The organism is Cellulomonas sp. Marseille-Q8402 (assembly GCF_965119525.1).
Window position 1 is genome coordinate 1311910 of the sequence record NZ_CBCPLX010000002.1, and the last position, 24549, is coordinate 1336458.

The following is a 24549-nucleotide window of genomic DNA, read 5'->3' on the forward strand; positions in this document are numbered from 1 at the left end:
CGCGCTCGCCAGGCGCCGCCGGCCGTGCGGACCCCGACCCTGGGGCCCGCTGCGCCAGGCAGGCGATGGCGCCGAACGCCTGTGCAGCGGCCGACACCGACGACTTCCGTCGCCGCGTCCCACGCGAGCGACGACCGACCGCCCGAGGGCGCCGCGCGTGTGGCCGGCGTACCCGGGCTTGCAGGAGCACCAGGCGTGACGCTCGACAGCACCTCGGACAGCAGCACCACCACCGCCGCGACGCAGGCAGGGGGTGACGCGCCCGCCGAGGCGACCACCCGCCCCAAGCGCGCGCCCCGGACCCGCGCCACGCGGGCCACCAAGGCCGCGGGGGAGCCCGCCGCCGACGCACCCACCGGCAGCACCGCCGGGAACGCCCCGGCCGAGGCGCCCGCCGACGAGGCGAAGCCCGTGCGCCGGCGCGCCCCGCGCAAGACCGCCGCGCAGAAGGCCGCGGAGCAGGCCGAGGCGGAGGCCGCCGCCGCTGCCTCCGCGGAGGCGATCCCGGCCGAGGCGCCCGCTGCCCCGGAGGCGCCCGCCGCTGCCGAGGCGCCCACGGCGCCCCGGCGTCGTCGCGCGACCCGCTCGGCCGGCTCCTCCACGGCACCGGCCGTGACCGAGGCGCCCGCGCCGGTCGCGGAGCCGGAGCCGACCGCGGTCGCCGAGCCGGAGCCCGCCCCGGTCGCGGAGCCCGCGGCTCCCGTCGCCGAGACGCCCGGCACCCGCCCCCGCCGCTCGCGCCGCGTGACCCGTCCCGCCGGTGCGGGCGCGACCCCCGTCGCCGAGCCGGCACCTGCCGCGCCCGTCGCCGAGCCGGCGCCCGTCGCCCCGGCGGCGCCCGTGGACGAGCCCCTCGTCGAGGACCCCGAGGACGAGCAGGTGGCCGAGGCCGTCGAGCAGGCCGAGGAGACCTCCGCCGCCGCGCCCGACAGCCGCCTCGACGTGCTCGCGGAGCTGGGCCGCTCGCAGCAGCCCGCCGCCGAGCAGCGTCCCGCCGAGCAGCGCCCCGCCGAGCAGCGTCCGGCCGGCCAGCGCGAGCGTCGCCCGAGCAGCCGCAAGCAGCAGCCCGCACCGGAGCCGGAGCGCCCGGCGACGGCGCGCCTCGCCACCACCGCGCTGCTGTTCCAGGCGCCCGAGGCCCCGCGCAAGCGTCGCCGCGCGTCCGCCCCGTCGGGATCGCCGGAGTCCATCTCCGCCGCGGCCCACGTCGAGGAGCAGGCCGCCCTGGACCAGGCCGCCCAGGACCAGGACGTCGCCGCTGAGGTGACCCCGGCCGAGGAGACGGCCGCGCCGTCCCGCCGCCGCGGTGGCCGTCGTGGCCGTCGTGGTGCCGCGCAGGAGACCACCGAGGTCCTCGAGGCCGCGCCGGCGGACGTCGCCGCGGTCGCCGTCGAGCAGGCCGAGCAGGCGGACGAGGACGCGGAGACCGCCGAGGTCGTCGACGCCGACGAGGACGACAGCGCCCCCCGCCGCCGTCGTCGCCGGGGTGGCCGCGGCCGCCGGTCGCGCACCGGCGAGGGCGAGACCGAGGGCGCCGACGACGGCGCCGAGGACACGGACGCCCCCGAGGACGAGCAGCCCGCGGACGAGTCCGCCGAGGGCGCCGACGACACCGGTGCCGAGGACGAGCCGGACGACCAGGCCGAGGGCGACGAGCAGGGCGGCAGCAGCCGGCGCCGGCGCCGCCGTCGTCGCTCCGGCCGCGGCGGTGACGCCGACCAGGGCGAGCCCGCCCCGTCCCGCAGCAGCAGCCGGTCCGGCTCGCGCGGCGGCGACGAGGTCACCGCCCTGCGCGGGTCCACCCGCCTCGAGGCCAAGCGCCAGCGTCGCCGCGAGGGCCGCGACGCCGGTCGCCGTCGCCAGATCATCACCGAGGCCGAGTTCCTGGCCCGCCGCGAGTCCGTCGAGCGCTCGATGGTCGTGCGCGAGTCGGGCGGCAAGACGCAGATCGCCGTGCTCGAGGACGGCGTCCTGGTGGAGCACTACGTGTCCCGCCAGGCGCAGGTCTCGATGGCCGGCAACGTCTACCTGGGCCGCGTGCAGAACGTGCTGCCGAGCATGGAGGCCGCGTTCGTCGACGTGGGCAAGGGCCGCAACGCCGTGCTCTACGCGGGCGAGGTCAACTGGGACGCCGCCGGCCTGGACGGCGGTCAGCCGCGCCGCATCGAGCAGGCGCTGAAGTCCGGCGACTCCGTGCTGGTCCAGGTCACCAAGGACCCGATCGGGCACAAGGGCGCCCGCCTCACCTCGCAGATCACGCTCGCCGGCCGGTACCTCGTGTACGTGCCCGGCGGCGGCATGACCGGCATCAGCCGCAAGCTGCCCGAGCCCGAGCGCGCCCGGCTCAAGAAGATCCTGCGCGAGGTCGTCCCCGACTCGGCCGGCGTCATCGTGCGGACCGCGGCCGAGGGGGCGAGCGAGGAGGAGCTGCGCGCCGACATCGCCCGCCTGCAGTCGCAGTGGGAGGCCATCGAGAAGAAGTCCACGACGGCGTCCGCCCCGGCCCTGCTGCAGGGCGAGCCGGACATGGCGATCCGCGTGGTCCGCGACATCTTCAACGACGACTTCTCCTCCCTGGTCGTCCAGGGCGACGAGGCGTGGGCGACGATCTCCGGCTACATCGGCGAGCTCGCACCCGACCTGGCCGAGAAGGTCTCGAAGTGGACCGGCACCGGCGACGTGTTCGCCGCGCACCGCGTCGACGAGCAGCTCGCCAAGGGCATGGACCGCAAGGTCTGGCTGCCGTCGGGCGGCTCGCTGGTCATCGACCGCACCGAGGCCATGACGGTCGTCGACGTCAACACCGGCAAGTTCACCGGCGCCGGCGGCACCCTCGAGGAGACCGTCACCCGGAACAACATCGAGGCGGCGGAGGAGATCGTCCGCCAGCTCCGGCTGCGTGACATCGGCGGAATCATCGTCATCGACTTCATCGACATGGTGCTCGAGTCGAACCGCGACCTGGTGCTGCGCCGCCTGGTCGAGTGCCTCGGCCGGGACCGCACCAAGCACCAGGTGGCCGAGGTCACCTCGCTCGGCCTGGTGCAGATGACCCGCAAGCGCGTCGGCCAGGGTCTGGTCGAGGCGTTCTCCGAGACCTGCGAGCACTGCAACGGCCGCGGCTTCATCGTGCACACCGACCCGGTCGAGAAGCACAACGGCCGGGCCGACGCCGGGGCGCCGCAGCAGGCGCCCGAGGTGGCCGGCGAGGCCAAGAAGTCCCGCCGCAAGCGCGGCGGCGCCAAGGAGCAGCCCGTCGGCACGTCGGCGGCCCCGGCCCCCGCGGTCCCGGTGCTGCCGGAGGCGCGCGAGGCGGTCAAGGCCACGCTCGCCACCATCGCGGCCGCGGCGGCGCACGCCCACGTGCACGACGACGAGGCGCACGACGGCCAGGAGCACGAGGCGCCTGCCGGCACCGCGGTGACGGGGGAGCAGGAGCCGCAGGACGTCGCCCCGCAGGCGGCTGCCGCCGCGCCGGAGCCCGTCCTCGACGTGCTGGCCGCGCTGGGCAGCCTCGCGTCGCGGACGCCCGAGGAGGTCGCCGAGCCGGCGGCCGCCGCGGAGCCTTCGGCGGCCGAGCCGCACCTCGAGCTGACCCGGGTCGACCCGGGCCTGTTCGAGTACCCCGTCCCCGCCGACGAGGCGGACGACGACCGGTCCTGACCCGTGCCGGGGTCGTCGCGCCGGCAGGCGGACGGCCCCGGTGGCGGGCTGCCGCGTGCCCGGGCGACGACCTCGGCCGCGCGGGCCCGGCGTGCGCGAGGTCGGGCGAGCGTCGGGCGAGCGTCGGGCGAGCGTCACAACCGGCGCGGTTTGACCCGTGAGGTCGGGCTCGCGTAACCTTGAACGTCGGTGCGTTCTGACGGCGCGGTGTGTATCTGCGCAGAGCCGGTCAGGAAGCACCGTTCGCGCGTGACGCCCCTGTGGCGCCGACGTCCCGAGCTCCGCGGCCACCGCGGTGGCGCGCCGGGGTGCGGCCCGAGGGCGGGACGCCCCCAGAACCTGTAGTTCGACGAGCAGAGATGAGCAGCAACGTGGTGTACGCGATCGTGAAGGCCGGCGGCCGTCAGGAGAAGGTCGCCGTCGGCGACGTCGTCGTCGTGGACCGCATCGCGGCCGAGGCCGGCTCGACGGTCGAGCTCCCCGCGCTCCTCCTCGTCGACGGCACCGCCGTGACGTCGGACGCCGCGGCGCTCGCCAAGATCAAGGTCACCGCCGAGGTCGTCCAGGCCGAGAAGGGGCCGAAGATCGACATCCTGCGGTACAAGAACAAGACGGGCTACCGCCGTCGCCAGGGTCACCGCTCGCGCCTGACCCGCCTCAAGGTCACCGGCATCAAGTGACCTCGCGGGCCGCACGGCCCGTGAACCCGTCCCCGTAGACAGCACCGCAGGAAAGCGAGCCTGAGATGGCACACAAGAAGGGCGCGAGCTCCTCGCGCAACGGTCGTGACTCCAACGCGCAGCGCCTCGGCGTGAAGCGCTTCGGTGGCCAGGTCGTCAACGCCGGCGAGATCATCGTCCGCCAGCGCGGCACCCACTTCCACCCCGGCGTCAACGTCGGCCGTGGCGGCGACGACACGCTGTTCGCCCTCACCGCCGGTGCGGTGCAGTTCGGCACCCGTCGTGGCCGCAAGGTCATCGACATCGTGGCGGCCGCCTGAGCTCCGCACCACCCCAGCTGTAGGCGAGGGGCGTACCGCACGACGCGGTGCGCCCCTTCGCCGTGAGGAAGGAAGTACCCGCATGGCCGCGTTCGTCGACCGCGTCGTCCTCCACGCCAGCGGCGGTGACGGCGGCCACGGCTGCGCGTCCATCCACCGCGAGAAGTTCAAGCCGCTCGCCGGCCCCGACGGGGGCAACGGCGGCAACGGCGGCAGCGTCACCCTGGTGGTCGACCCCCAGGTGACCACCCTGCTCGACTACCACCACGCCCCGCACCGGCACGCGCCCTCGGGCACGCAGGGCATGGGCGACCACCGTCAGGGCTCCACGGGTCAGGACCTGGTCCTCCCCGTGCCCGACGGCACGGTCGTCAAGTCCGTCGACGGCGAGATCCTCGCCGACCTCGTGGGCGTGGGCGCCGAGTTCGTGGTCGCGCAGGGCGGCCACGGCGGCCTCGGCAACGCCGCGCTGTCCTCCCCGCGCCGCAAGGCCCCCGGCTTCGCGCTGCTCGGCGAGCCGGGCGACGCCCGGGACGTCGTCCTGGAGCTCAAGACCATCGCCGACGTGGCGCTGGTCGGGTTCCCGAGCGCCGGGAAGTCCAGCCTGGTCGCGGCGATCTCGGCCGCGCGCCCGAAGATCGCGGACTACCCGTTCACCACGCTGATCCCGAACCTCGGCGTCGTGCAGGCCGGCGACGCCCGGTACACCGTCGCGGACGTCCCGGGTCTCATCCCCGGCGCGAGCGAGGGCAAGGGCCTCGGCCTGGAGTTCCTTCGGCACGTCGAGCGCTGCGCGGTCCTCGTGCACGTCCTCGACTGCGCCACGCTCGAGCCGGGCCGCGACCCGCTCACCGACCTCGAGGTCATCGAGGCCGAGCTCAAGGCGTACGCCGGCGACCTCGGCATCGAGGGCGGCCGCGTGCCGCTCACCGAGCGCCCGCAGCTGGTCGTCCTGAACAAGATCGACGTCCCCGAGGCGCGCGAGCTCGCCGACCTGGTCCGCCCGGACCTGGAGGCGCGCGGTCTGCGGGTGTTCGAGGTCTCGACGGCCAGCCACGAGGGCCTGCGTCCGCTGACCTTCGCGCTGGCCGAGCTGGTGGACCAGGCGCGCCGCGAGGCTCCCGCGCCCGAGGCGACGCGCGTCGTCCTGCGCCCGAAGGCCGTCGACGACGCCGGGTTCACCGTCGCGCGTCGCACCGAGGGCGACCACGAGTACTTCCAGGTCCGCGGCACGAAGCCCGAGCGCTGGGTGCGGCAGACCGACTTCGCGAACGACGAGGCCGTCGGGTACCTCGCCGACCGGCTCGCGCGGCTCGGCGTCGAGGAGAAGCTCCTCGCCGCCGGTGCGGTCGCCGGTGCCGAGGTCGTCATCGGCGACGGGCCGTCCGCGGTCGTCTTCGACTGGGAGCCGACGCTGCTGACCGGCTCGGAGCTGCTCGGCGGCCCGCGCGGCACCGACCAGCGCATCGAGGACCGCAGCCGCCCGACCCGCGGCGAGAAGCGCGAGCAGTACAAGGACCGCATGGACGCCAAGGCCGAGGCCCGCGCGGAGCTGTGGACCGAGCGCGAGGCCGGCCTCTGGCGCGAGGACTGACCTCGACCGGCACCAGGTGGAGAGCCCTGCCCGACACGCTGCGGCGTGTCGGGCAGGGCTCTCCACCCGGCGGAGGGGGCCGCGCGTCCCGGGGGGCGGATGGCGCGCGCGGGCGCCGGCTCGCGCGGGGGAGAATGCGCGCGTGAGTGCCGCCGCGCTGTCCGACCGCCGCCTGCTGCCCGAGGTCCGCCGCGTGGTGGTCAAGGTCGGCTCGTCGTCGTTGACGGACGACACCGGCAAGCTCGACCCGGCGCGCCTGCGGGCGCTCGTCGACGTGCTCGCCGCCCGCGTGACGGGCGGACACCAGGTCGTCCTGGTGTCGTCGGGCGCCATCGCCACCGGGATGGACCCCCTGGGCCTGGCGAAGCGTCCGCGGGACCTCGCGACGCAGCAGGCCGCGGCGTCCGTCGGCCAGGGGCTGCTGGTCGCGCACTACACCCGCGCGTTCGCCGACCACGGGCTGCGGGTCGGCCAGGTGCTGCTGACCGCCGACGACACGATGCGCCGCACGCAGTACCGGAACGCCCAGCGCGCCCTCGACCGGCTGCTCGACCTCGGGGTCGTCCCCATCGTCAACGAGAACGACACCGTGGCCACCGACGAGATCCGGTTCGGCGACAACGACCGGCTCGCCGCCCTGGTGTCGCACCTGGTGCACGCCGACGCGATGGCGCTGCTGACGGACGTCGACGGCCTCTACACCGGGCCGCCGAGCCGCGAGGGCTCGCGCCGGATCGCCGAGGTCCGCGGCCCGAGGGACCTGGAGGGCATCGACGTCACGGCCCGCGGGAGCGGCGTCGGCACCGGCGGGATGGTCACCAAGCTCGAGTCCGTGGCCATCGCGACGGCGTCCGGCATCCCGGTCGTGCTGACCTCCGCCGCCCAGGTGGCGCCGGCGCTCGAGGGGGAGGACGTCGGCACCTGGTTCGCCGCCACCGGCAAGCGCGCCTCCACCCGCCTGATGTGGCTCGCCTACGCCGCGCGCACCCACGGCCGGCTGGTGCTGGACGACGGGGCCGTGCTCGCCGTCGTCGAGCGCGGCAAGTCGCTGCTCCCCGCGGGCGTCACCGCGGTCGAGGGCGAGTTCGAGGCCGGCGACCCGGTCGAGATCGTCGGGACCGACGGCGTCGTCGTCGCGCGCGGGCTCGTGGCGTACTCGTCGCAGGAGGCGCCGGAGCTCCTGGGCCGCAGCACCGACGAGCTGCGGACGTCGCTGGGGGAGGGCTACGACCGCGAGCTGGTGCACCGCGACGACCTGGTCCTGGTGCGCCGCCGCCGGTGAGACCGGCGCCGGCACCCGCGGCCGCCGGGACTACGCTGGCCCGATGAGCACCTCCCTCGACGCCCCGGCCACGGACGGGGCGCACACCGCGACGCCCGCCGTGCCGTCGGCGCCGTCGAGCCCGTCCACCGAGGTCGTCGAGGCGGTCCAGGCCGTCGCCCGGCGCGCGAAGGTCGCCGCCCGCGCGCTGGCCGTCGCCACCCGCGGCACCAAGGACGCGGCGCTGCACGCCCTGGCCGACGCGCTGGTCGCCCGCGCCGACGACATCGTGGGGGCCAACGCCGAGGACGTGGAGCGCGGCCGCGCGGACGGCACGTCGCCCGGGCTCCTCGACCGGCTCACGCTGACCCCGGAGCGGATCGGCTCGATCGCCGACGCGCTGCGCGAGGTGGCCGCGCTGCCCGACCCGGTCGGCGAGGTCGTCCGCGGCTCGACGCTGCCGAACGGCCTGCGGATGCGGCAGGTGCGCGTCCCGATGGGCGTCGTCGGCATGATCTACGAGGCCCGGCCCAACGTGACCGTCGACGCCGTCGGGCTCACGCTCAAGAGCGGCAACGCGGTGGTCCTGCGCGGCGGGTCCGCGGCGGCGTCGTCCAACGAGGTGATCGTGGCCGTGCTGCGGGCCGCGCTGGAGGAGCAGGGCCTGCCCGCCGACCTGGTGCAGTCCGTCGACGCCCACGGGCGCGCGGGCGGCGTCGCGCTGATGCACGCGCGCGGCCTGGTGGACGTGCTGGTGCCGCGCGGCGGGGCGGGGCTGATCCAGACCGTCGTGCGCGAGGCCACCGTCCCGGTGATCGAGACCGGGGTCGGCAACGTGCACGTCTACGTGGACGCGACCGCGGACCCCGCCGTCGCGCTGCCCATCCTGCTGAACGCGAAGACGCAGCGCGTCGGCGTGTGCAACGCGGCCGAGACGCTGCTGGTGCACCGCGACGCGGCCGCGGCGTTCCTGCCCTCCGCGCTGACCGCGCTCGAGCAGGCCGGCGTCACGGTGCACGGCGACGCGGCCACCGCCGCCCTCGCCCCGGCCGAGGTCGACGTGGTGCCCGCGACCGACGAGGACTGGGCCACCGAGTACCTGTCGCTCGACCTCGCCGTGCGCGTCGTCGACGACCTGGACGCGGCCCTGGAGCACATCCGCACCTGGAGCTCCGGGCACACCGAGGCCATCGTCACGCGCGACCTCGCCGCGTCGGAGCGGTTCGTCGCGGAGGTCGACTCCGCCGCGGTCATGGTGAACGCCTCCACGCGGTTCACCGACGGCGGCCAGCTCGGCCTCGGAGCCGAGATCGGCATCTCCACCCAGAAGCTGCACGCCCGCGGCCCCATGGGGCTGGGCGAGCTCACCACCACCAAGTGGGTGGTGCACGGGGACGGGCACGTGCGTCCCTGACCGTCCACGCCGGTGGACGTGCGACACTTGACCTTCACTTCGACCTGTCCCGGGAGGACCACGTGACCGCTGCGCTGCGCACCGCCGAGGCAGTCGCCGAGCACACCACCGAGCTGCCGTTCTCGCCCGTCGTGTTCGGCGTCGCGGGCTTCGCGGCCCTCATCGCGATGCTGCTCGTCACCTACGCCTTCCGGAGCGTCGGCACGCGTCACTGACGCCTGAGCCCACGGGGACCCGCATCCGATGACGCAGCGACGAGCCCGGCTCGGGGTGATGGGCGGCACGTTCGACCCCATCCACCACGGCCACCTCGTCGCCGCCAGCGAGGTCGCCGCGCGGTTCGACCTGGACGAGGTCGTGTTCGTCCCGACGGGCGCACCCTCGTTCAAGCAGACGGTGACGGTGACCCCGGCCGAGCACCGGTACCTCATGACGGTGATCGCGACCGCGTCGAACCCGCGGTTCACCGTGAGCCGGGTCGACATCGACCGGCCGGGCCTGACGTACACCGTCGACACCCTGCGGGACCTGGCCGCCGAGCGGCCCGACGCCGACCTCTACTTCATCACCGGTGCCGACGCCATCGAGCAGATCCTCACCTGGAAGGACTCGCCCGAGCTCTTCGAGCGCGCGCAGTTCGTCGCGGTCACCCGGCCCGGGCATACGCTCTCCGTCGCGGGCCTGCCCGCGGACCGCGTGAGCCAGTGGGAGATCCCGGCCCTCGCGATCTCGTCCACCGACGTGCGTGCCCGCGCGCGGGGTGGCAAGCCGGTCTGGTACCTCGTGCCGGACGGCGTCGTCCAGTACATCGCCAAGCACGGTCTGTACCGAGGAAGTCAGTCATGAGCACACCCGGCACGCCGCCGACCCGACGGGAGCTGCGGGAGCGCGAGGCCGCACGCCTCGCCGCGCAGGAGGCCGCCGCCCAGCAGGGCGGTGCCGCCGGCGACCCCGGGGCCGGTGCCACGCCGACGACACCGCGGCCCGACCCCGCCCGGACGCCCGCCCGTGGCGTGACCCGGCCCCCGACGGCACCGGCGCCCGCCCCTGCGCAGCGGCCCGCCACGCCGGCTCCGGCCCCGCGCGCGGCGACGCCCGCGCCCGTGCGGCAGCCCGCGGCGACCTCCCCGGCTCAGCGGCCCGCGACCACGCCGCCGGCGCCTGCCGACCCCGCCGGTGGGGGACCGGGCCGGCCCCAGGCGCCGGCCGCCTCCTCGCGGCGCGCCCTGCGCAACCAGCCCGTGTCCGCCGTCGGGCCCGACGGGTCCGCCGAGCGGTACCAGGCGCCCGGCATGCAGCCCGACCAGCCGGTGCGGACGCGCCGGTCCATCCGGACGCCCGCGCCGGAGGACTCCGCGGGGCCGGCAGCCGCGCGCCCCGCCGAGTCGCCCGCGCCGCGCGTGCCGGACCTGTGGGCCGCCGCGCAGCGGAGCGAGGGCGCAGCACGGAGCGAGGGCCCGGCCCGGCGGGGCGAGGGCGCTGCGCCTGCCGCACCCGCGGCCCCGCCCGCGGCCCGGTCCAGGTCCCTGCCGGGGCAGCCCACCGCAGCGCGTCCGTCCGCCACGGCGCCGGCCGAGCCGACCCACCGGCCGCAGACGTCCGCCGGCACCTCGGGGACCACCTCCCGCCCCGTCGAGCCCGCCGCGGCGCCCGAGCCGCGGCCCGCGACGTCCTCGTGGTCCCGGCCCGCCGCGGCGCCCGCTGCGCCCACCACGTCCCCCGCGCGGCTCCCGCGGGGGCGGCGGCCGCGGGTGCCGCGACCGGGGCGGCGTCGTGGTCCGCCGTCGCGCCGCCGCCCGCCGCAGCCCCGGCGCCCCGACGCACCAGCGGCACCCCCGCCGGGACCGTGGGCGCCCCGTGGAGCCCGCGCACCCCCGGCACCCCGACCGCCGCCGGGCCCGCCCGCACCGCGCCGGGCACCGCCGCGGTGCCCGCGGCCGCCCCGTCACCGGCCCGTGCGACTCCCGCGCCGGCACCCGCTGCGCCGGCGTCGGCCCCCGCGCCGGTCGACGACCAGCCCGAGGACGACGTCCCGGTCCCGCAGTGGCAGTCCCTGCTCAAGGCGATGGCCCCGGCGCCCACGCCCGAGGCCGAGGCCGAGCAGACCGACCCCACGGGCGCGATGCTGCACGGGCTCGACGCCGACGAGGAGATCGACGAGCTCGAGCAGCCCGAGCGGCTGCGCCGGCCGCTGCCGTTCACGTGGTTGCAGTGGATCGTGCTGGCGCTCGTGGCCTTCGTGCTCGGCTTCCTCATCATCTTCGTCGCGAACACCGCGACGGACGCCGCGGGGGCCGACGTCCCCGCTGTGGCGGCCGGCGTCCTCGACGCCGCACCCGCACCCTGACCGTCCTGCACCACACCGGAACACCCCAGACAACCCCGAGGAGACCCGTGTCGGCATCCGACCGCGCCGTCGAGCTCACCGTGGCGGCCGCACGCGCCGCCTCCGACCTCAAGGCCCAGGAGATCATCGCCCTCGACGTGAGCGGCCAGCTGGTGCTGACCGACGCGTTCGTCATCGCGTCCGGCACCAACGAGCGGCAGGTCGGCGCGATCGTCGACGCCGTCGAGGAGTCGCTGCACAAGCTCGGCGCCAAGCCGCTGCGCCGCGAGGGCAAGTCCGAGGGCCGCTGGGTCCTCATCGACTTCGGCGAGATCGTCGTGCACGTCCAGCACGCCGAGGACCGCGTCTACTACGCGCTCGAGCGCCTCTGGAAGGACTGCCCGGTCATCGAGCTCCCGGCCGACGTGCACGCCGAGGGCGAGGACGCCCCCCGGGCCGGTACCCCCGCCGAGGCGGGGGAGTGACGGCAGGGCGCGTCGTCCTCTGGCGGCACGGGCGCACGGCGCACAACGCCGGCGCGCGCCTGCAGGGCCAGTCCGACATCCCGCTCGACGAGGTCGGCGTGTGGCAGGCCGAGACGGCCGCGGCCGCGCTCGCCAGCCGGTACCAGCCCACGCGGATCATCGCGTCCGACCTGGGGCGCGCGCACGCGACGGCCCAGGCGCTGGCCGACCGCACCGGGCTGCCCGTGCACACCGAGGTGCGGGTCCGCGAGCGCTCGTTCGGGGACTGGGAGGGCATGACGTCGGCGGAGATCGCCGAGCGCTGGCCCGAGCAGCACGCCGCGTGGGTCGCGGGCCGCGAACCCGAGCGCGTCGGCGCGGAGACGCGCGCCGCCGTCCTGGCCCGCATGGTCGAGGCCGTGACGGAGCAGGCAGCCGCGCTGGAGAAGGACGACACCCTGGTGGTCGTCTCGCACGGCGCCGCGATCAACCTCGGGCTGGTCGGCCTGTTCGGCATGCCCGCCGGGTGGCGCGGCTTCGCCGGGATGTCCAACGCGCACTGGGCCGAGCTGCAGCCGGGGCGGCCCGGCGCGGGTCTCGCGTGGCGCCTGGAGGCGCTCAACGTCGGGCCCGTGCACGCGTCGTCGGACTGGAACGCGGGGCCCGACCAGCCCGCGCGGAGCATGGACGACGAGGTCCGCGACCCGGCGTGACCAGCCGATTCGCTTCCTCGGCGACGTTCGATTATTGTTTCCTACGCCCGCTCAGCGGGTGGTGAGACGGTCCTCGGACCTGATCACGGGGCTGTGGCGCAGCTGGTAGCGCACCTGCATGGCATGCAGGGGGTCAGGGGTTCGAATCCCCTCAGCTCCACATCGGAAGCGGGCGAGAGCGACAGCTCTCGCCCGCTTCGTCGTTCACGGCGCGCGGTCAGCGGCCCAGGCCGGCCTTGTCGACCTTGCGGTGGAACCGCATGCCGGCCGTGCCGCCGACCACGGCTCCCGCGAGGCTGACCACCGCGACCACCAGCAGGGCGATGATGCCGCCGGTGGTCACGTCGCCCTCGGCGACCGGGATGCGCGGGAAGCTGTCCAGCCGGCCCAGGACGTCGTACTGGTCCCCGGCGACGGCCGCCAGCACGGCGACGACGACCGCGATCACCACGGCCCACAGCCAGACGGCGAGGCCCTGCTTGACACCGTTGAACCGGGCCATGCGGCCGGCCACGTAGCCGCCGCAGTAGTACGCGACGAACAGCACGACGGCCAGGACGATGCCGCCGACGATGCCGACGGACGTCGGGTCCGACGCGGCCTGGTCGGCGACCTCGTCGACGGACGTGTCGTTCGCGATGCCGACGGCCGTGCCGGCGGCGGCGGCGAGCGCGGTCAGCAGCACGGCGGTGCCGGTGGCGGTGAGCCAGCCGAAGAACGCCGAGCCGATCTTGATGCCGCCGTAGGCCTCCTTCTCGCGGGCGACCACGGTCTCGCGGTCCCGGCCGACAGCGTCCGGGGACACGGTCGCCTCGGCGGGGCGGTCGGCGTCGGGTGCGCGGTGGGTGCCGGGTGCGCGACGGGTGTCGGGGGTGGTGCCGTCGTCGGTGCTCATCTGGGGGTGCTCCTCGTGTCGGCGCCGCGCGGCGGTGCTGCGCGGCAGATGGCGGGGTCGGCCGCTGACTCGCAGAACGTAAGTCGGCCCGGGGCGCGCCGCGACCGGGCGGGATGCGGGGAGCCGGCGCGGTGCGCCCGGCTACGGTGGGCGGCATGGCGATCATCCACCAGGCCACCCTCGTCCCGACCAAGGCCGAGGTGGTCGCGGCCTGGCTGCCGGACCAGCCGTGGTTCGACGGCCCGGCCGACGTCGTGCGGCCGGTCGGGGCGTACCGGTTCGACGACCCGGCGGGCGAGGTCGGCATCGAGTCGCACCTGCTCGACGTCGACGGCCGCCTGGTGCACGTCCCGCTGACCTACCGGGGCGCCGAGCTCCCCGGCGCGCGGCAGTGGCTGCTCGGTACGACGGAGCACTCGGTCCTCGGCACCCGCTGGGTCTACGCCGCCGAGGGCGACCCGGTCTACCGGGCCGAACTGACGCGCGTGATCCGGGAGGCCGGCACCCAGGTCCGGATGTTCGTCCGCACCCCGGAGGGCGACGTCGAGCGCGAGCCGACCGCGCTCGTGCGCGGCAGCGGGGTCGGGGGCGGTGTCGGTGACGGAGCGGCCCGGGTCACCGTCGTCCGGTTCCCGACGGCGGCGCCCGGCGTGCCCGGGGCCGGCGTGCTCACCGGGACCTGGGCGGGCCAGGACGAGCCCGCGGTGCTCGCCCACCTCGGCTGACCACCTGGCTGACCACCTGGCTGAGCACCTGGCTGAGCACCGGCCGGGACTGCCCGCGGTCACGCCCGCACGAGCCGCCCCCGCGACACCACCGACACCGCCTGCTTCAGCCGCCGCGCGCGGATGCTCACCTCGTACCCGTCGATGCCGGGGGTGTCGGCGACGGAACGCGCGAGGTACCGGTAGAGATCGTGCGGGTCGCGGCACCACACCGTGGCCATGATGTTGTTCCGGCCGCTGGTCGCGGCGGCGAACGCGACCTCGTCGTGGGCCGCGACCTGTGTGCCGACGCGGTCCAGGTGCGCCGGGGCGACGCGCAGCCAGAGGGTCGCGGCGAGCGGGCGGTCGAGCGCCTCGGGCAGCAGGTCCACCCGGTAGTCCAGCGCCCCTGCGCGCTCGAGCGCCGCCATCCGCCGGGCGACCCGGCCGGGTGACCACCCGGTCGCGGACGCCAGGTCGGCGAGGCTGGCCCGGCCGTCGGCAGCGAGGGTCGTGAGGAGCGGTGCGTCGTCGGGTGACACGGCGACCGGCGGACCGGGCTCCGCGGCGTCGTCGTCCACCAGCGCGGCGAGCTGCTCGGGCGTGAGCAGGTCGCCGTAGCCGGTCCAGCCGGTCGGCCGGCCACCGCCGAAGATGTGCAGCAGCAGGTCGATGCTGACGTCCAGCACCGACGCGTGCCGGGGGAGCTGGCCGAGCAGGCCCTCCTCCGGCGCCGCGCCGAGGGGCGCCCGGACGATGCAGGTGATCTCCGAGCCGCCGGACGCGACGTGGGCGTACGCGATCTCCTCGCGGCGGACCAGGGCGTCGGCGAGCGGGCCGACCCGGTCGGGCCGGCAGCGGATGCGGGTGATCCACTCGGCCAGCCCCTGGGCCGCGGGGTCGACCACGCCGACGACGCGGACGGCTCCCGTGCGCAGCAGAGCGCGGTACCGCCGGGCGACGGTCTGCTCGGAGACGCCGAGCACCTCCGCGAGCCGACGGAACGGCACGCGCGGGGCGCTCTGCAGGGCGTGCAGGACCTGACGGTCGAGGGTGTCGAGCATGATGGCAGTATCCGCCCGTCGAATCGCACAGCACGGAGGTTCCGGCCGTCCGAGACGGCGTCGTTTCGGCATCGAGCGCGCCCGCCCGCAGAATGACCGACGGCGTCACGCATCCGTCGACGACTCCAGCCACCGCGCTCGTACCCCCGTGCGACGCGGGCCCGCGGCTGTCGAGTCCCGCGCGAGGAAGCGCCGTACGCGACCCCCGACCCGGCGCCGAGCGCCGCCCCCAAGGAGATCCATGTCCTCGTCGACCCCGCACGCCCTGCCGGGCGATCCCCGGCGCAGCCGGACGGCCACGCTCGTGGTCGCCTGCCTCGGCGTGTTCATCGCCTACCTGCCGGTCACGACCGTGTCCGTCAGCCTGCCCGCGATCCAGCGTGCGCTCGGCGCCACCACGGCCGAGCTGTCCTGGGTGTCGTCCGCCTTCGTGCTGCCGATGGCCGCGCTCATCCTCACCGCCGGCGTGTTCGGCGACGTGCACGGGCGCAAGAAGGTGCTGCTCGTCGGCCTCGGGCTGTCCGGGCTCGGCGCGCTCGTCTCGCTCACCGCCGGCGCGGTGCAGCAGGTGTGGATCGGTCAGGCGGTGTCCGGGCTCGGCGCCGCGGCGCTGCTGCCGACCACGCTCGCGCTGATCAGCCACGCCGTCCCCGACCACCGCGAGCGGGGCAAGTTCATCGGCATCTGGGCCACGTCGATGCTGCTGTCCATGGCCGTCGGCCCGCTGGTCGCCGGCACCCTGCTGCAGCACGTCGAGTGGCGCTGGATCAACCTGCTGCCGATCCCGGCCTCGCTGGTCGTGCTCGCCGTCGCCGCCCGGGTGCTGCCCGAGTCGCGCGCCCCGCACGCCCGGTCGCTGGACTGGGCCGGGCAGGTCTCGGCGGCCGTCACCATCACCGCCGCGGTGTTCGCGGTGATCCAGGGCGGGGCCTCCTCGTTCACCTCCCTGCCCGTGCTCGCGGCAGTCGTCGTGGCGCTCGCGGGCGGCGTCACCTTCGTCGTGGTGGAGCGGCGCAGCCCCAGCCCGATGCTCGACCTCCGGCTGTTCCGCAGCCCGGCGTTCACCGCGACCACCGTGGTCGCCGTCGTCAGCTTCCTCGGGCTCATCGGGTTCTTCTTCGTGCTGAGCCTGTACTTCGGCACCGTGCAGCAGCTCGACACGCTGCACGCCGCCCTGCGCCTGCTGGTCTCGACCGGCGCGTCGATCCTCGTCGGCATCCCGGTCGGTGCCCTGATGCACCGGTTTCCGGCGCGCTGGCTGATCTCCGGCGGCCTGGTCGTCGTCGGCGGCACGATGCTGTCGCTCACCACGCTGGAGGCGGACACGTCGTTCCTCTCCGTCGCCTGGCGGATGGCGCTGCTCGGCCTCGGCCTCGGCACCGTGTTCACCCCGATGACCGCCACCGCCGTGGCGTCCGTGCCGCACCACCTGGCCGGCATGGCCGCGGCGGGCAACAACGCGTTCCGGCAGGTCGGCGGCGCGCTCGGCCCCGCGGTCCTCGGCGCGCTGCTGTCCACCCGGGCGGCGAGCACCTTCGGCGGGCACCTGACCGACGCGGGCGTGCCCGAGGCGGCGCAGCAGCCGCTGCTGGCCGTGGCCGACGGCGGCGGGCTCGCGTCGATCGCCCACCTGGACCTCGGCGCGCAGACCGGTGCGGTCCTCGGGGCGCTGGGGGAGTCGATGCTCGACGGGCTGCGGCTGAGCCTCACGGTCGCCGCGGCGCTGGCGCTGCTCGCAGCGGTGCTGTGCGCGGTGCTGCTCCGCCGCCCGGCGGCCGAGCCCTCGCACCCCGCCGGGGCGCGGGAGGCGACGCCTGCGCCCGTCTGACCTCCACCCGCCGAGATGGCACGTCCCGCCTGCGGCCCACCCGCCGCGCACCGGCGGGACGTGCCATCTCGGCGCCCGGGCGCGGTCCGGGGTGGCGGCGTCCCGGTGGCACGATGGCCGGGTGATCGACGACGCCGGCCTGCTCATCCGCGACGTGCGCCCGTGGGGAGGGGATCCGAGCGACGTCGTCGTCGCGGGGGACCGCATCGCCGCGGTCGTCCCGGCGGGGACCGCGGTCCCCGGGGCGGCGCGGGTGGTCGACGGCGCGGGGCGGCTCGCGCTGCCGGGGCTGGTCAACGCCCACGCCCACGTCGACAAGAGCTGGTGGGGCCGGCCCTGGCAGCCCTACGGCGGCGGGCCGGGCACGCAGGGGCGCATCGCGCACGAGCGGGCCCGCCGCGACGAGCTCGGCATCCCGAGCGCCCGGGTCGCGGAGCGCGTGCTGCGGGAGTCGCTCCGCACGGGGACGACGCGCGTCCGGACGCACGTCGACGTCGACCTCGGCGTCGGGCTGCGGGGCATCGAGGCGGTGCGCGAGGCCGCTGCGGCGCTGGACGGGGCCGTCGAGCTGACCGTCGTCGCCTTCCCGCAGGACGGCGTGCTGCGCCGGCCGGGCGTGCTGGACCTGCTCGAGCAGGCCGCCGCCGACGGAGTGGAGCACATCGGCGGCCTCGACCCGGCGCTGATCGACCGGGACCCGGTCGGGCAGCTCGACGGGCTGTTCGCGATCGCGGCGTCGCACGGCTGCGGCATCGACATCCACCTGCACGCGCCCGGTGACCTCGGGGCGTTCGAGATCGACCTGGTCCTCGACCGGGTGGAGCGCGACGGCATCGCCGCCGGGAAGGTCAATCTCGCGCACGCGTTCTCGATGGTCGACGTCGACCCGGTGCGGCGCCGGGACCTGCTCGACCGGATGGCGGCGCTCGGCGTCACGATGACGACCGTCGCCCCGGTGCGGATGCGGCAGCTGCCGCTGCACGAGATGGACGCGGCCGGTGTCCGGTTCGCCTTCGGCACCGACGGCATCCGCGACCTGTGGAGCCCGTACGGCGACGGCGACGTGCTCGGCATCGCCTGGCAGTACGCCCGTGCGGGCGGCGTCGTGCGGGACGAGGACCTGCTGCGGGTGGTCGAGCTGGCGACGCGCGACGGTGCCCGGTTCGTCACCGACGAGCCGCACGACCTGGTCGCCGGCGCGCGGGCCGACGTCGTGCTGCTCGACGCCGAGAACCCGATGGACGCCCTGGTCCGGCGGGTGCCGCGGTCCGACGTCGTCGCGGGTGGCCGGGTCCTGGACCTGGCGGCGCTCGCGGCCCGCCCCTGGGAGTAGCCCGCCGGCCGGAGCCCGCCGCGCCGGTTCAGCCCTCCGCGCCGGCCGAGCCGTGCGGCTCGTCCACGCCGGGCAGCGCGTCGCCCGCGCCCGGGTAGGACGGCTGCGCGCCGTCCCGGCCCACGGCGAACGCACCGACACGCACGGCGAGCTGCGCGGCCGTCGCCAGGTCGTCGCCGCGGGCGAGGCGGTGCGCGAGCGCGCCGACGAACCCGTCGCCGGCCCCCGTGGTGTCGACCGCCCGCACCCGCGGCGCGGCGACGAGGGTCGGGCCGCTCTCTCCGGTGCCGACCAGGGCACCGCGGGCGCCGAGGGTGAGCACCACCGACCGGGCGCCGTGCGTCAGCAGGCGCCGCACGACGTCGGCCGGGTCGTCGGCGGGGGCGCCGCCGTGCAGTGCGGTCAGCACCAGCGGCGCCTCGTGCTCGTTCAGGACCAGGGGGTCGGCGGCACGCAGCACGGCGGGGTCGACGTCGATCACGGGCGCGAGGTTGACCACGAGCCGCCCGGTGGTCGCGGCGGCCGCCTGCTCGATGCCGGACCGGGGGATCTCGCCCTGCACCACGACGACGCGCGCCCGCGCCACCAGCTCGCGGTGCACGGCCACCGCCGGACCGTCCACCCGCGCGTTCGCGCCCGGTGCGACGACGATCGTGTTCTCGCCGTCCTCGGCGACGGTCACCAGCGCGATGCCCGTCGGGCCGTCGTGCACCGCCACGGCCGCGAGGTCGACCCCGGCGGAGCGGAGCCCGCCGAGCGCCGGCTCCGCGAACGCGTCCGTGCCGACCGCGCCCACCAGGGCGGTGCGGGCGCCGAGCCGGGCGGCGGCCACCGCCTGGTTCGCGCCCTTGCCGCCCGGCAGCACGGTCGTCGACAGGCCCAGGACCGTCTCGCCGGGCGCGGGGTGCTGGGCCACCCGGGTGACCAGGTCGGCGTTCACCGAACCGACCACGACGACGTCGGGGCCCGCGCTCGTGCGTGTGTGCTGGGGATCCACCGGGTCCTCCTCGACGTCGTCGCCGCGAGTCTGCCAGTCGTCGGGCAGCGGGCGGCCGGACCGGGCTGTCCACGAGGGTGTCGTGTCAGGCATCGTTGTCCCCGATGCCCGGGACCACGCAGCGACGTCTCGACGCGGTCGGTGGATCGGGTCGAGGCGTGTACTGGTGCGTCCTCGTCGTGTCCGGGTTGCTGGCGGTCTGGCTGGTGGCCGTCGCCACGGACATGCTCCTGCGGCCCGACCGGCCCGGCGCGTGGGGCCCGCGCGCGAGCGTCGGGGCCGGGATCGGCGGGCTGGCGTGGCTGGCCGTCACCGCGTCGTTCTACCGGAACTACCTGCACGTCCCGCAGCCGGACCCCGGCAAGGTCACCGTCGAGCCGGTCGCCGGCGAGATCTCGGTGGTCGTCACCTGGCGGACCCTGTTCCACCGTCAGCCGCTGTTCGTCTCCGTCGTGGTGATGACCGCCGCCGCCGTCATCACCTCCGCGCTGACCCGGATCGGGCACCCGCTGTGGTGGCTGGCCGTCCTGGTGCTGGCCCCCGTGCTGCTCGGCCTGCCGGACCGCGTCATCGAGCTGACCCGGCCGCTCCGCCTGGTGCTGACGCCGCTGGGCATCGGGGTGACCGGCCTCGGCGGGGACGCGTGGCTCGACTGGGACGACATCCGCCGCATCGAGGTCGAGCACGACAACCAGTGGGCCGTGGTCCGGCTGGTCGGGGTGAAGGACGCGGAGTCGTGGCACTTCGCACGCCGGGCCCGGTTCCTGCACGCCCCCGTGCCGGACCGGCCGTGCCTCGACGTGCCGGGGCCCGCGTTCCCGGTGGACCCGCAGCACGTCGTCGCCGCGCTGGAGCACTACTGCCGCACGCCCGGCGCGCGCGGCGAGCTGGTCGGCGAGGCCGGGCGGCGCCGGCTGCTGGGGGAGCAGGCCTGAGCCGGCGTCCCCCGGCCGGCACCGGTGGACGCGCCCGCGCGGCCGGGCGAGGATGACCGCCATGACCGAGACCGTCGCCGTGACCGGCGCGCTGGGCAAGGTGGGCCGCGCGGTGGTGCAGGACCTGGTCGCGCACGGGTACACCGTGCACGCGACCGACGTGCAGGGGCCGTTCGGGGAGCGCGCCGGGCTGGGCGTGGACGTGATGCGTGCCGAGCTGTCCGACTACGGGCAGGCCGTCGAGGCGCTCGCGGGCTGCTCCGCGGTGGTGCACCTGGCGAACATCCCGCAGCCGGGGATGGAGTCGCCGCCGGACACGCTCAACCGGAACCTGGCCGCGAACGACAACGTCTTCCTCGCGGCGCAGCGGCTGGGGCTGCGCAAGGTCGTGTGGGCGTCGAGCGAGACCACGCTGGGCCTGCCGTTCGACGTCCCGCCGCGGTACGCGCCCGTGGACGAGGCGCACTTCCCGTACCCGACGACGACCTACGCGCTGTCGAAGGTGCTGAGCGAGGACGTCGCCGCGCAGGTGTCGGCGTGGTCGGGCATCCCGTTCGTGGGGCTGCGGCTGTCCAACGTGTTCCCGCCGGAGGCGTACGCGCAGGTGCCGTCGTTCCAGGACGACCCCGCGAAGCGCCGCTGGAACCTGTGGGGCTACATCGACGTGCGGGACGCGGCGACGGCCTTCCGGCTGGCGCTGGAGGTCGAGACGACCGGTTCGCAGAACGTCATCATCGCCGCCGCCGACACGATCATGGACACGCCGTCGGCCGAGCTGCTGGCGGCGGAGTTCCCCGGGGTCGAGGTCCGCCGCGAGCTCGGGGAGTTCGAGACGCTGCTGGCCATCGACGGCGCCCGCGAGCTGCTGGGGTTCGAGCCGCAGCACTCGTGGCGGGACGAGGTCCCGCGGGGCTGACGCCCAGGACCGGCGTTCAGACCCGGGCGGGCGCGGGCGCAGGCGCGGGTGCCGGCGTCCGGCGCAGGCTCAGCACCGCGGCGGCGAGCACCGCGTCGGAGTCGTCGCCGAGCTTCTCCGAGCTCCACCCCGACCGCAGCCGGACGGTGCCGCCGCGCTTGAGCACGAGCACGGCGCGCAGCGGGACCCGGCGGCGGACGGTGGCGGTCGCCACCTCCTCGTACGGCAGGTACCGGTAGCGGCCGGCGAGCTCGGCGACCGGTGTCTCCTCGATCAGCGCGAGCATCCGCCTGCGGCCCTTGCCCCCGCGCGGCGCCGGCACCAGGACCAGGCCCTCGTCGAGCACCAGGACGTCGTGCCGCACGCGGTCGACCTGGACCGAGGCGACGCCGCCGAGCAGCCGGGCGCCCAGGGCGTCCGGCTGCGCCGAGGCCTGGCCGGCGCGCTCGACGTCCACCCGCAGCGCCGCGAGGTGCCGGCGGGCGTCCGGGACCGTGCGCGGGTCGGCGGCCAGGTCCGCCAGCGGTCGCGGGTCGATCGGGGCGTCGTGCCGGTCGAGCAGGCGCGGCCCGCCGGCCCACGGCTGCTCCCAGCGCGCGATCCCGGCCTGCACGGCAGCGGTGGCGACGACCACCTCGAGGGCGTCCGCCACGGGGTCGCGCTCGCCCGGCTGCGGCGCGAGGCCCAGCTCCAGCGCCAGCTCGCCCCCGCGGCCCTGCTCGACGAGAGCCAGGACGGTGGCGACCGACGCCTGCGGGATCCCGGCGAGGCGCGCCGCCGCCCGGTACACCGCGTCGGCGGTGCGCTGCCGGTTGCGCGTGACGGCGGCGGTACCCAGCGCCGGCCAGTCGAGGCGCTGCCGGTCCTCGAACCGCAGCGACCCCTCGGCGACCAGCGCGGCGGCGTCGGCGAACCCCGGGACCAGGAGCGTGGCCCGCCGGGTGTCGCGGGCACGGTGGACGTCGGGCATCCGCTCCATCGCGGCGATGCGGACGGCGTGCGACGGGTGGCTGTCCCACCGGCTCTGCTCGGCGTCGGGAGCCCCGGCGCGCAGCTCGGCGAGCTCCTCCGCCCGGGCGCGCAGCAGCTGGTCGAAGCCGCCGAAGAACGCGGGTGGCGTGGTCGCGAAGCCGGCCTCGAAGGCGGGCGCGACGTAGGTCCCGGTGTAGAACGACCAGGCGGCGGAGACCACGGACACCTCGTGCAGCGCCTCCTGCGCGACGTGGCGCCCGACGACGCGCACGGAGATCTCGTCGGCCTCGAGCTCCTGCCGCCGGCTGACCGCGGCCGACACGAGCAGGTACAGCCGCGCGTAGCCGGACAGCAGCCAGCCGACGACGGTGCCGGCGAGCGCCTGCACCGTGGCGAGGACCACGGCGCGGCCGCGGTACGTCAGCGGGCCCAGCCGGGTGTGGCTCCTCGAGTAGTGGCCGAGCTCGTGCGCCAGGACGGAGCGGAGCTGCGCGACGTCGAGCGCCTGCAGCAGCGGGACGCCGAGGTACATCCGCCGGGTCCCGCCGACCAGGCCGAGCAGGCGCGCCTCCTCGGAGACGGCGGCGTTCACCTCGGGCACCAGGCGGATCTCGTCCGGCGGGCGGGTGCCCGCCGCCGCGGCGAGCTCGCGGACGACGGTCCACAGCTCCGGGGCGGCGCGCTGCGGCACGGCGACGCCCTCGGGCGGTGCGGTCCTGGCCCGCGCGACCTTCCACAGCGCGCGGACGATCCCGGCCGCGAGCACGAGCGCCAGCAGCGCCAGCTGGCCGGCTCCGCGCGCGTGCTCGGTGGAGAACGCGAGGACGCTCAGCCAGCCGAGCCCGACGACGAGACCGACGGCGACGAGGTAGAAGCCGGCGAGCATCATCAGGCCCAGGGCGGCGCGCAGCGAGGTGGTCATCGGGCCGGGACGCTAGCACCGGGCGCGCTGACGTGCGCGGACGTCACCCGTACGATCGGGGCCGTGCCCACACCTGACTTCGTCCTCGACCTCCGCGAGAAGATCGGCCACGAGCTGCTCTGGCTGTCCGGCGTGAGCGCGGTCGTGGTCCGTCCCGGGCCGGACGGCGAGGAGGTGCTGCTGGTGAAGCGGGCCGACGACGGCGCGTGGACGCCCGTGACGGGGATCATCGACCCGGGGGAGGAGCCCGCCGTCGCCGGTGCCCGCGAGGTGCTGGAGGAGGCCGAGGTGGTGGCCGTCGCCGAGCGGCTGGCCTGGGTGCACAGCCTGCCGCCGATGACCTACGCGAACGGCGACCGGTCGCAGTACCTCGACCTGACGTTCCGGTTCCGCTGGGTGTCGGGGGAGCCCGGGCCGGGGGACGGCGAGAACAGCGACGCCCGCTGGTTCCCGGTCGACGCGATGCCGGAGATGTCGGCGGAGATGCAGGCGCGGGTCGCGCACGCGCTCGCGCCGGAGACCGCCACCCGGTTCGCCGTCTGACCCGCGTTCAGCGCCCCTGGTGCGGCACCCGGGTGGCACCCCGGGCGCGCTTCGCCTCGTAGAGCGCCACGTCCGCGCGGTCGAGGAGGTCGCGCACGCCGTCGCCGGGACCGACGGCGGCGATCCCCGCGCTCCACGGCGCCACGGACGCGGCGCGGGTCTCCGCCACCCACCGCGCGGCCGCCTCGGCGTCCCGGCCGGGCAGCACGATCACGAACTCGTCGCCCCCGACGCGCCCGATGCAGCTGCGCGAGCCGAGCGACCGCCGCCACGTGGCGACGAGCCCCGCGAGCACCTCGTCGCCCGCCAGGTGCCCCCGGGTGTCGTTGATCGACTTGAAGTCGTCGACGTCGGCCGACACCACCGCGAGCGCCGCGCCCGTGCGCCGTGCCTCGCGCACCTGGGCGTCGATCCCCTGCAGGAGCGCACCGCGGGTCAGCGCACCGGTCAGGTCGTCGGTGGAGGCGTGCCGGCGCAGCCAGTGCGTGACGTAGCCCAGCAGCGAGGTGCTGGCGAGGGTCATGACGAACACGACCAGCCAGGTCATGACGTGGAAGGGCGCCGGCGCGACGACCATGCCCCCGGTCATCACGGCCAGCGCGAGCGCGACGAGGCCCGCCGCGACCCGGGTGCGGAACGCGTAGGCCGCGTACTGCGCCGCGGTGATGACGCCCAGGGACAGCACGACCAGCCCCTCCGCCGTCCGGCACGACGCGATCAGCACCCCGGCACCGAGGAGCGCGAGCGCGAGCGCGCCCGGCATCACCCACGGCCGCGCGGGCACGACCAGCACCAGCCCGGCCAGCGCGACCATCAGCGCCGCGACCGCGTACCAGCGCTCGACGGGTGTCTCGTCGCTCAGCGGCCAGAAGCCGCCACCGACCACCAGCACCGCCATGAGCCCGAGCGCGCACGCCAGGTGCCCGCGCGTGGCGTACAGCCGCGGGGCCGGGGCGTCGGACAGGCTCATGCCCGGTTCGTCGGCATCCCGCGGGCCCGCGGTAA

General features: G+C 76.3%; 22 protein-coding genes and 1 tRNA gene. 18 read left to right on the forward strand and 5 right to left on the reverse strand.

Going from position 1 to position 24549, the window contains the following annotated elements:
- Nucleotides 1-195: 195 nt before the first annotated feature.
- The 12 genes from ACWPWW_RS16985 to ACWPWW_RS17040 all read left to right on the forward strand — a co-directional run bounded on the left by ACWPWW_RS16985 (nt 196) and on the right by ACWPWW_RS17040 (nt 12595).
- Complete coding sequence (locus ACWPWW_RS16985; RefSeq protein ID WP_454051507.1) at nt 196-3663, forward strand: Rne/Rng family ribonuclease; 3468 nt, start codon at nt 196-198, stop codon at nt 3661-3663.
- A 371-nt stretch (nt 3664-4034) separates the two neighbouring features.
- Complete coding sequence (rplU, locus tag ACWPWW_RS16990; protein WP_454051855.1) at nt 4035-4343, forward strand: 50S ribosomal protein L21; 309 nt, start codon at nt 4035-4037, stop codon at nt 4341-4343.
- A 65-nt stretch (nt 4344-4408) separates the two neighbouring features.
- Nucleotides 4409-4663, forward strand: coding sequence for a 50S ribosomal protein L27 (gene rpmA / locus ACWPWW_RS16995; RefSeq protein ID WP_454051508.1), 255 nt, complete (start codon nt 4409-4411; stop codon nt 4661-4663).
- A gap of 82 nt (nt 4664-4745) precedes the next feature.
- On the forward strand, nt 4746-6257 hold the full coding sequence (obgE, locus tag ACWPWW_RS17000) for a GTPase ObgE (RefSeq protein ID WP_454051509.1): 1512 nt from the start codon (nt 4746-4748) through the stop codon (nt 6255-6257).
- Nucleotides 6258-6399: 142 nt separating this feature from the next.
- Nucleotides 6400-7539 carry a glutamate 5-kinase gene (proB, locus tag ACWPWW_RS17005; protein WP_454051510.1) on the forward strand — a complete coding sequence of 380 codons (1140 nt, stop codon included), beginning with the start codon at nt 6400-6402 and terminating at the stop codon, nt 7537-7539.
- A gap of 43 nt (nt 7540-7582) precedes the next feature.
- Complete coding sequence (locus ACWPWW_RS17010; protein ID WP_454051511.1) at nt 7583-8932, forward strand: glutamate-5-semialdehyde dehydrogenase; 1350 nt, start codon at nt 7583-7585, stop codon at nt 8930-8932.
- A gap of 62 nt (nt 8933-8994) precedes the next feature.
- Nucleotides 8995-9147, forward strand: a complete 153-nt coding sequence (locus tag ACWPWW_RS17015) for a hypothetical protein (protein ID WP_454051512.1) — start codon at nt 8995-8997, stop codon at nt 9145-9147.
- 28 nt (nt 9148-9175) lie between these two features.
- Nucleotides 9176-9778, forward strand: a complete 603-nt coding sequence (gene nadD / locus ACWPWW_RS17020; protein ID WP_454051513.1) for a nicotinate-nucleotide adenylyltransferase — start codon at nt 9176-9178, stop codon at nt 9776-9778.
- Between the two features lie 1000 nt (nt 9779-10778).
- Nucleotides 10779-11279: a hypothetical protein gene (locus ACWPWW_RS17025; protein WP_454051514.1), complete on the forward strand. Its 501-nt coding sequence runs from the start codon at nt 10779-10781 to the stop codon at nt 11277-11279.
- A gap of 47 nt (nt 11280-11326) precedes the next feature.
- The gene (rsfS, locus tag ACWPWW_RS17030) at nt 11327-11743 is read left to right on the forward strand and encodes a ribosome silencing factor (RefSeq protein ID WP_454051515.1); all 417 of its coding nucleotides are present in this window, start codon (nt 11327-11329) and stop codon (nt 11741-11743) included.
- Entirely contained in the window at nt 11740-12435 is a 696-nt protein-coding gene (locus tag ACWPWW_RS17035) for a histidine phosphatase family protein (protein ID WP_454051516.1), read from the forward strand. The genes rsfS and ACWPWW_RS17035 overlap by 4 nt, the downstream gene beginning before the upstream one ends.
- Before the next feature lie 87 nt (nt 12436-12522).
- Nucleotides 12523-12595, forward strand: a tRNA-Ala gene (locus tag ACWPWW_RS17040).
- Between the two features lie 57 nt (nt 12596-12652).
- Here ACWPWW_RS17040 and ACWPWW_RS17045 read toward each other — a convergent pair.
- Nucleotides 12653-13330, reverse strand: a complete 678-nt coding sequence (locus tag ACWPWW_RS17045; RefSeq protein WP_454051517.1) for a hypothetical protein — start codon at nt 13328-13330, stop codon at nt 12653-12655.
- Between the two features lie 155 nt (nt 13331-13485).
- Here ACWPWW_RS17045 and ACWPWW_RS17050 point away from each other — a divergent pair, with 155 nt between their 5' ends.
- Nucleotides 13486-14055 carry a CG0192-related protein gene (locus ACWPWW_RS17050; RefSeq protein ID WP_454051518.1) on the forward strand — a complete coding sequence of 190 codons (570 nt, stop codon included), beginning with the start codon at nt 13486-13488 and terminating at the stop codon, nt 14053-14055.
- A gap of 59 nt (nt 14056-14114) precedes the next feature.
- Here ACWPWW_RS17050 and ACWPWW_RS17055 read toward each other — a convergent pair whose 3' ends face one another.
- Nucleotides 14115-15098 (reverse strand): Lrp/AsnC family transcriptional regulator, encoded by a 984-nt coding sequence (locus ACWPWW_RS17055; protein ID WP_454051519.1) that lies wholly within the window; start codon nt 15096-15098, stop codon nt 14115-14117.
- A 241-nt stretch (nt 15099-15339) separates the two neighbouring features.
- Here ACWPWW_RS17055 and ACWPWW_RS17060 point away from each other — a divergent pair, with 241 nt between their 5' ends.
- Both ACWPWW_RS17060 and ACWPWW_RS17065 read left to right on the forward strand, forming a co-directional pair.
- Nucleotides 15340-16926 (forward strand): MFS transporter, encoded by a 1587-nt coding sequence (locus tag ACWPWW_RS17060; protein ID WP_454051520.1) that lies wholly within the window; start codon nt 15340-15342, stop codon nt 16924-16926.
- A 121-nt stretch (nt 16927-17047) separates the two neighbouring features.
- A complete protein-coding gene (locus ACWPWW_RS17065; RefSeq protein ID WP_454051521.1) occupies nt 17048-18259 on the forward strand; it encodes an amidohydrolase family protein in 1212 nt (403 codons plus the stop codon).
- Between the two features lie 28 nt (nt 18260-18287).
- Here the strand turns inward: ACWPWW_RS17065 and ACWPWW_RS17070 are convergent, their stop codons facing one another.
- The gene (locus ACWPWW_RS17070; protein ID WP_454051522.1) at nt 18288-19256 is read right to left on the reverse strand and encodes a ribokinase; all 969 of its coding nucleotides are present in this window, start codon (nt 19254-19256) and stop codon (nt 18288-18290) included.
- Nucleotides 19257-19360: 104 nt separating this feature from the next.
- Between ACWPWW_RS17070 and ACWPWW_RS17075 the strand changes: the two genes are divergently transcribed.
- Nucleotides 19361-20191 (forward strand): hypothetical protein, encoded by an 831-nt coding sequence (locus tag ACWPWW_RS17075; RefSeq protein ID WP_454051523.1) that lies wholly within the window; start codon nt 19361-19363, stop codon nt 20189-20191.
- Between the two features lie 61 nt (nt 20192-20252).
- On the forward strand, nt 20253-21107 hold the full coding sequence (locus ACWPWW_RS17080) for an NAD-dependent epimerase/dehydratase family protein (RefSeq protein ID WP_454051524.1): 855 nt from the start codon (nt 20253-20255) through the stop codon (nt 21105-21107).
- 16 nt (nt 21108-21123) lie between these two features.
- On the opposite strand, the gene ACWPWW_RS17085 is transcribed toward ACWPWW_RS17080, so the two are convergent.
- Entirely contained in the window at nt 21124-23001 is a 1878-nt protein-coding gene (locus ACWPWW_RS17085; RefSeq protein WP_454051525.1) for a M48 family metalloprotease, read from the reverse strand.
- A 63-nt stretch (nt 23002-23064) separates the two neighbouring features.
- Between ACWPWW_RS17085 and ACWPWW_RS17090 the strand changes: the two genes are divergently transcribed.
- Nucleotides 23065-23544, forward strand: a complete 480-nt coding sequence (locus tag ACWPWW_RS17090) for an NUDIX hydrolase (protein ID WP_454051526.1) — start codon at nt 23065-23067, stop codon at nt 23542-23544.
- Between the two features lie 7 nt (nt 23545-23551).
- Here the strand turns inward: ACWPWW_RS17090 and ACWPWW_RS17095 are convergent, their stop codons facing one another.
- Nucleotides 23552-24514 carry a GGDEF domain-containing protein gene (locus ACWPWW_RS17095; protein ID WP_454051527.1) on the reverse strand — a complete coding sequence of 321 codons (963 nt, stop codon included), beginning with the start codon at nt 24512-24514 and terminating at the stop codon, nt 23552-23554.
- Nucleotides 24515-24549: the final 35 nt, after the last annotated feature.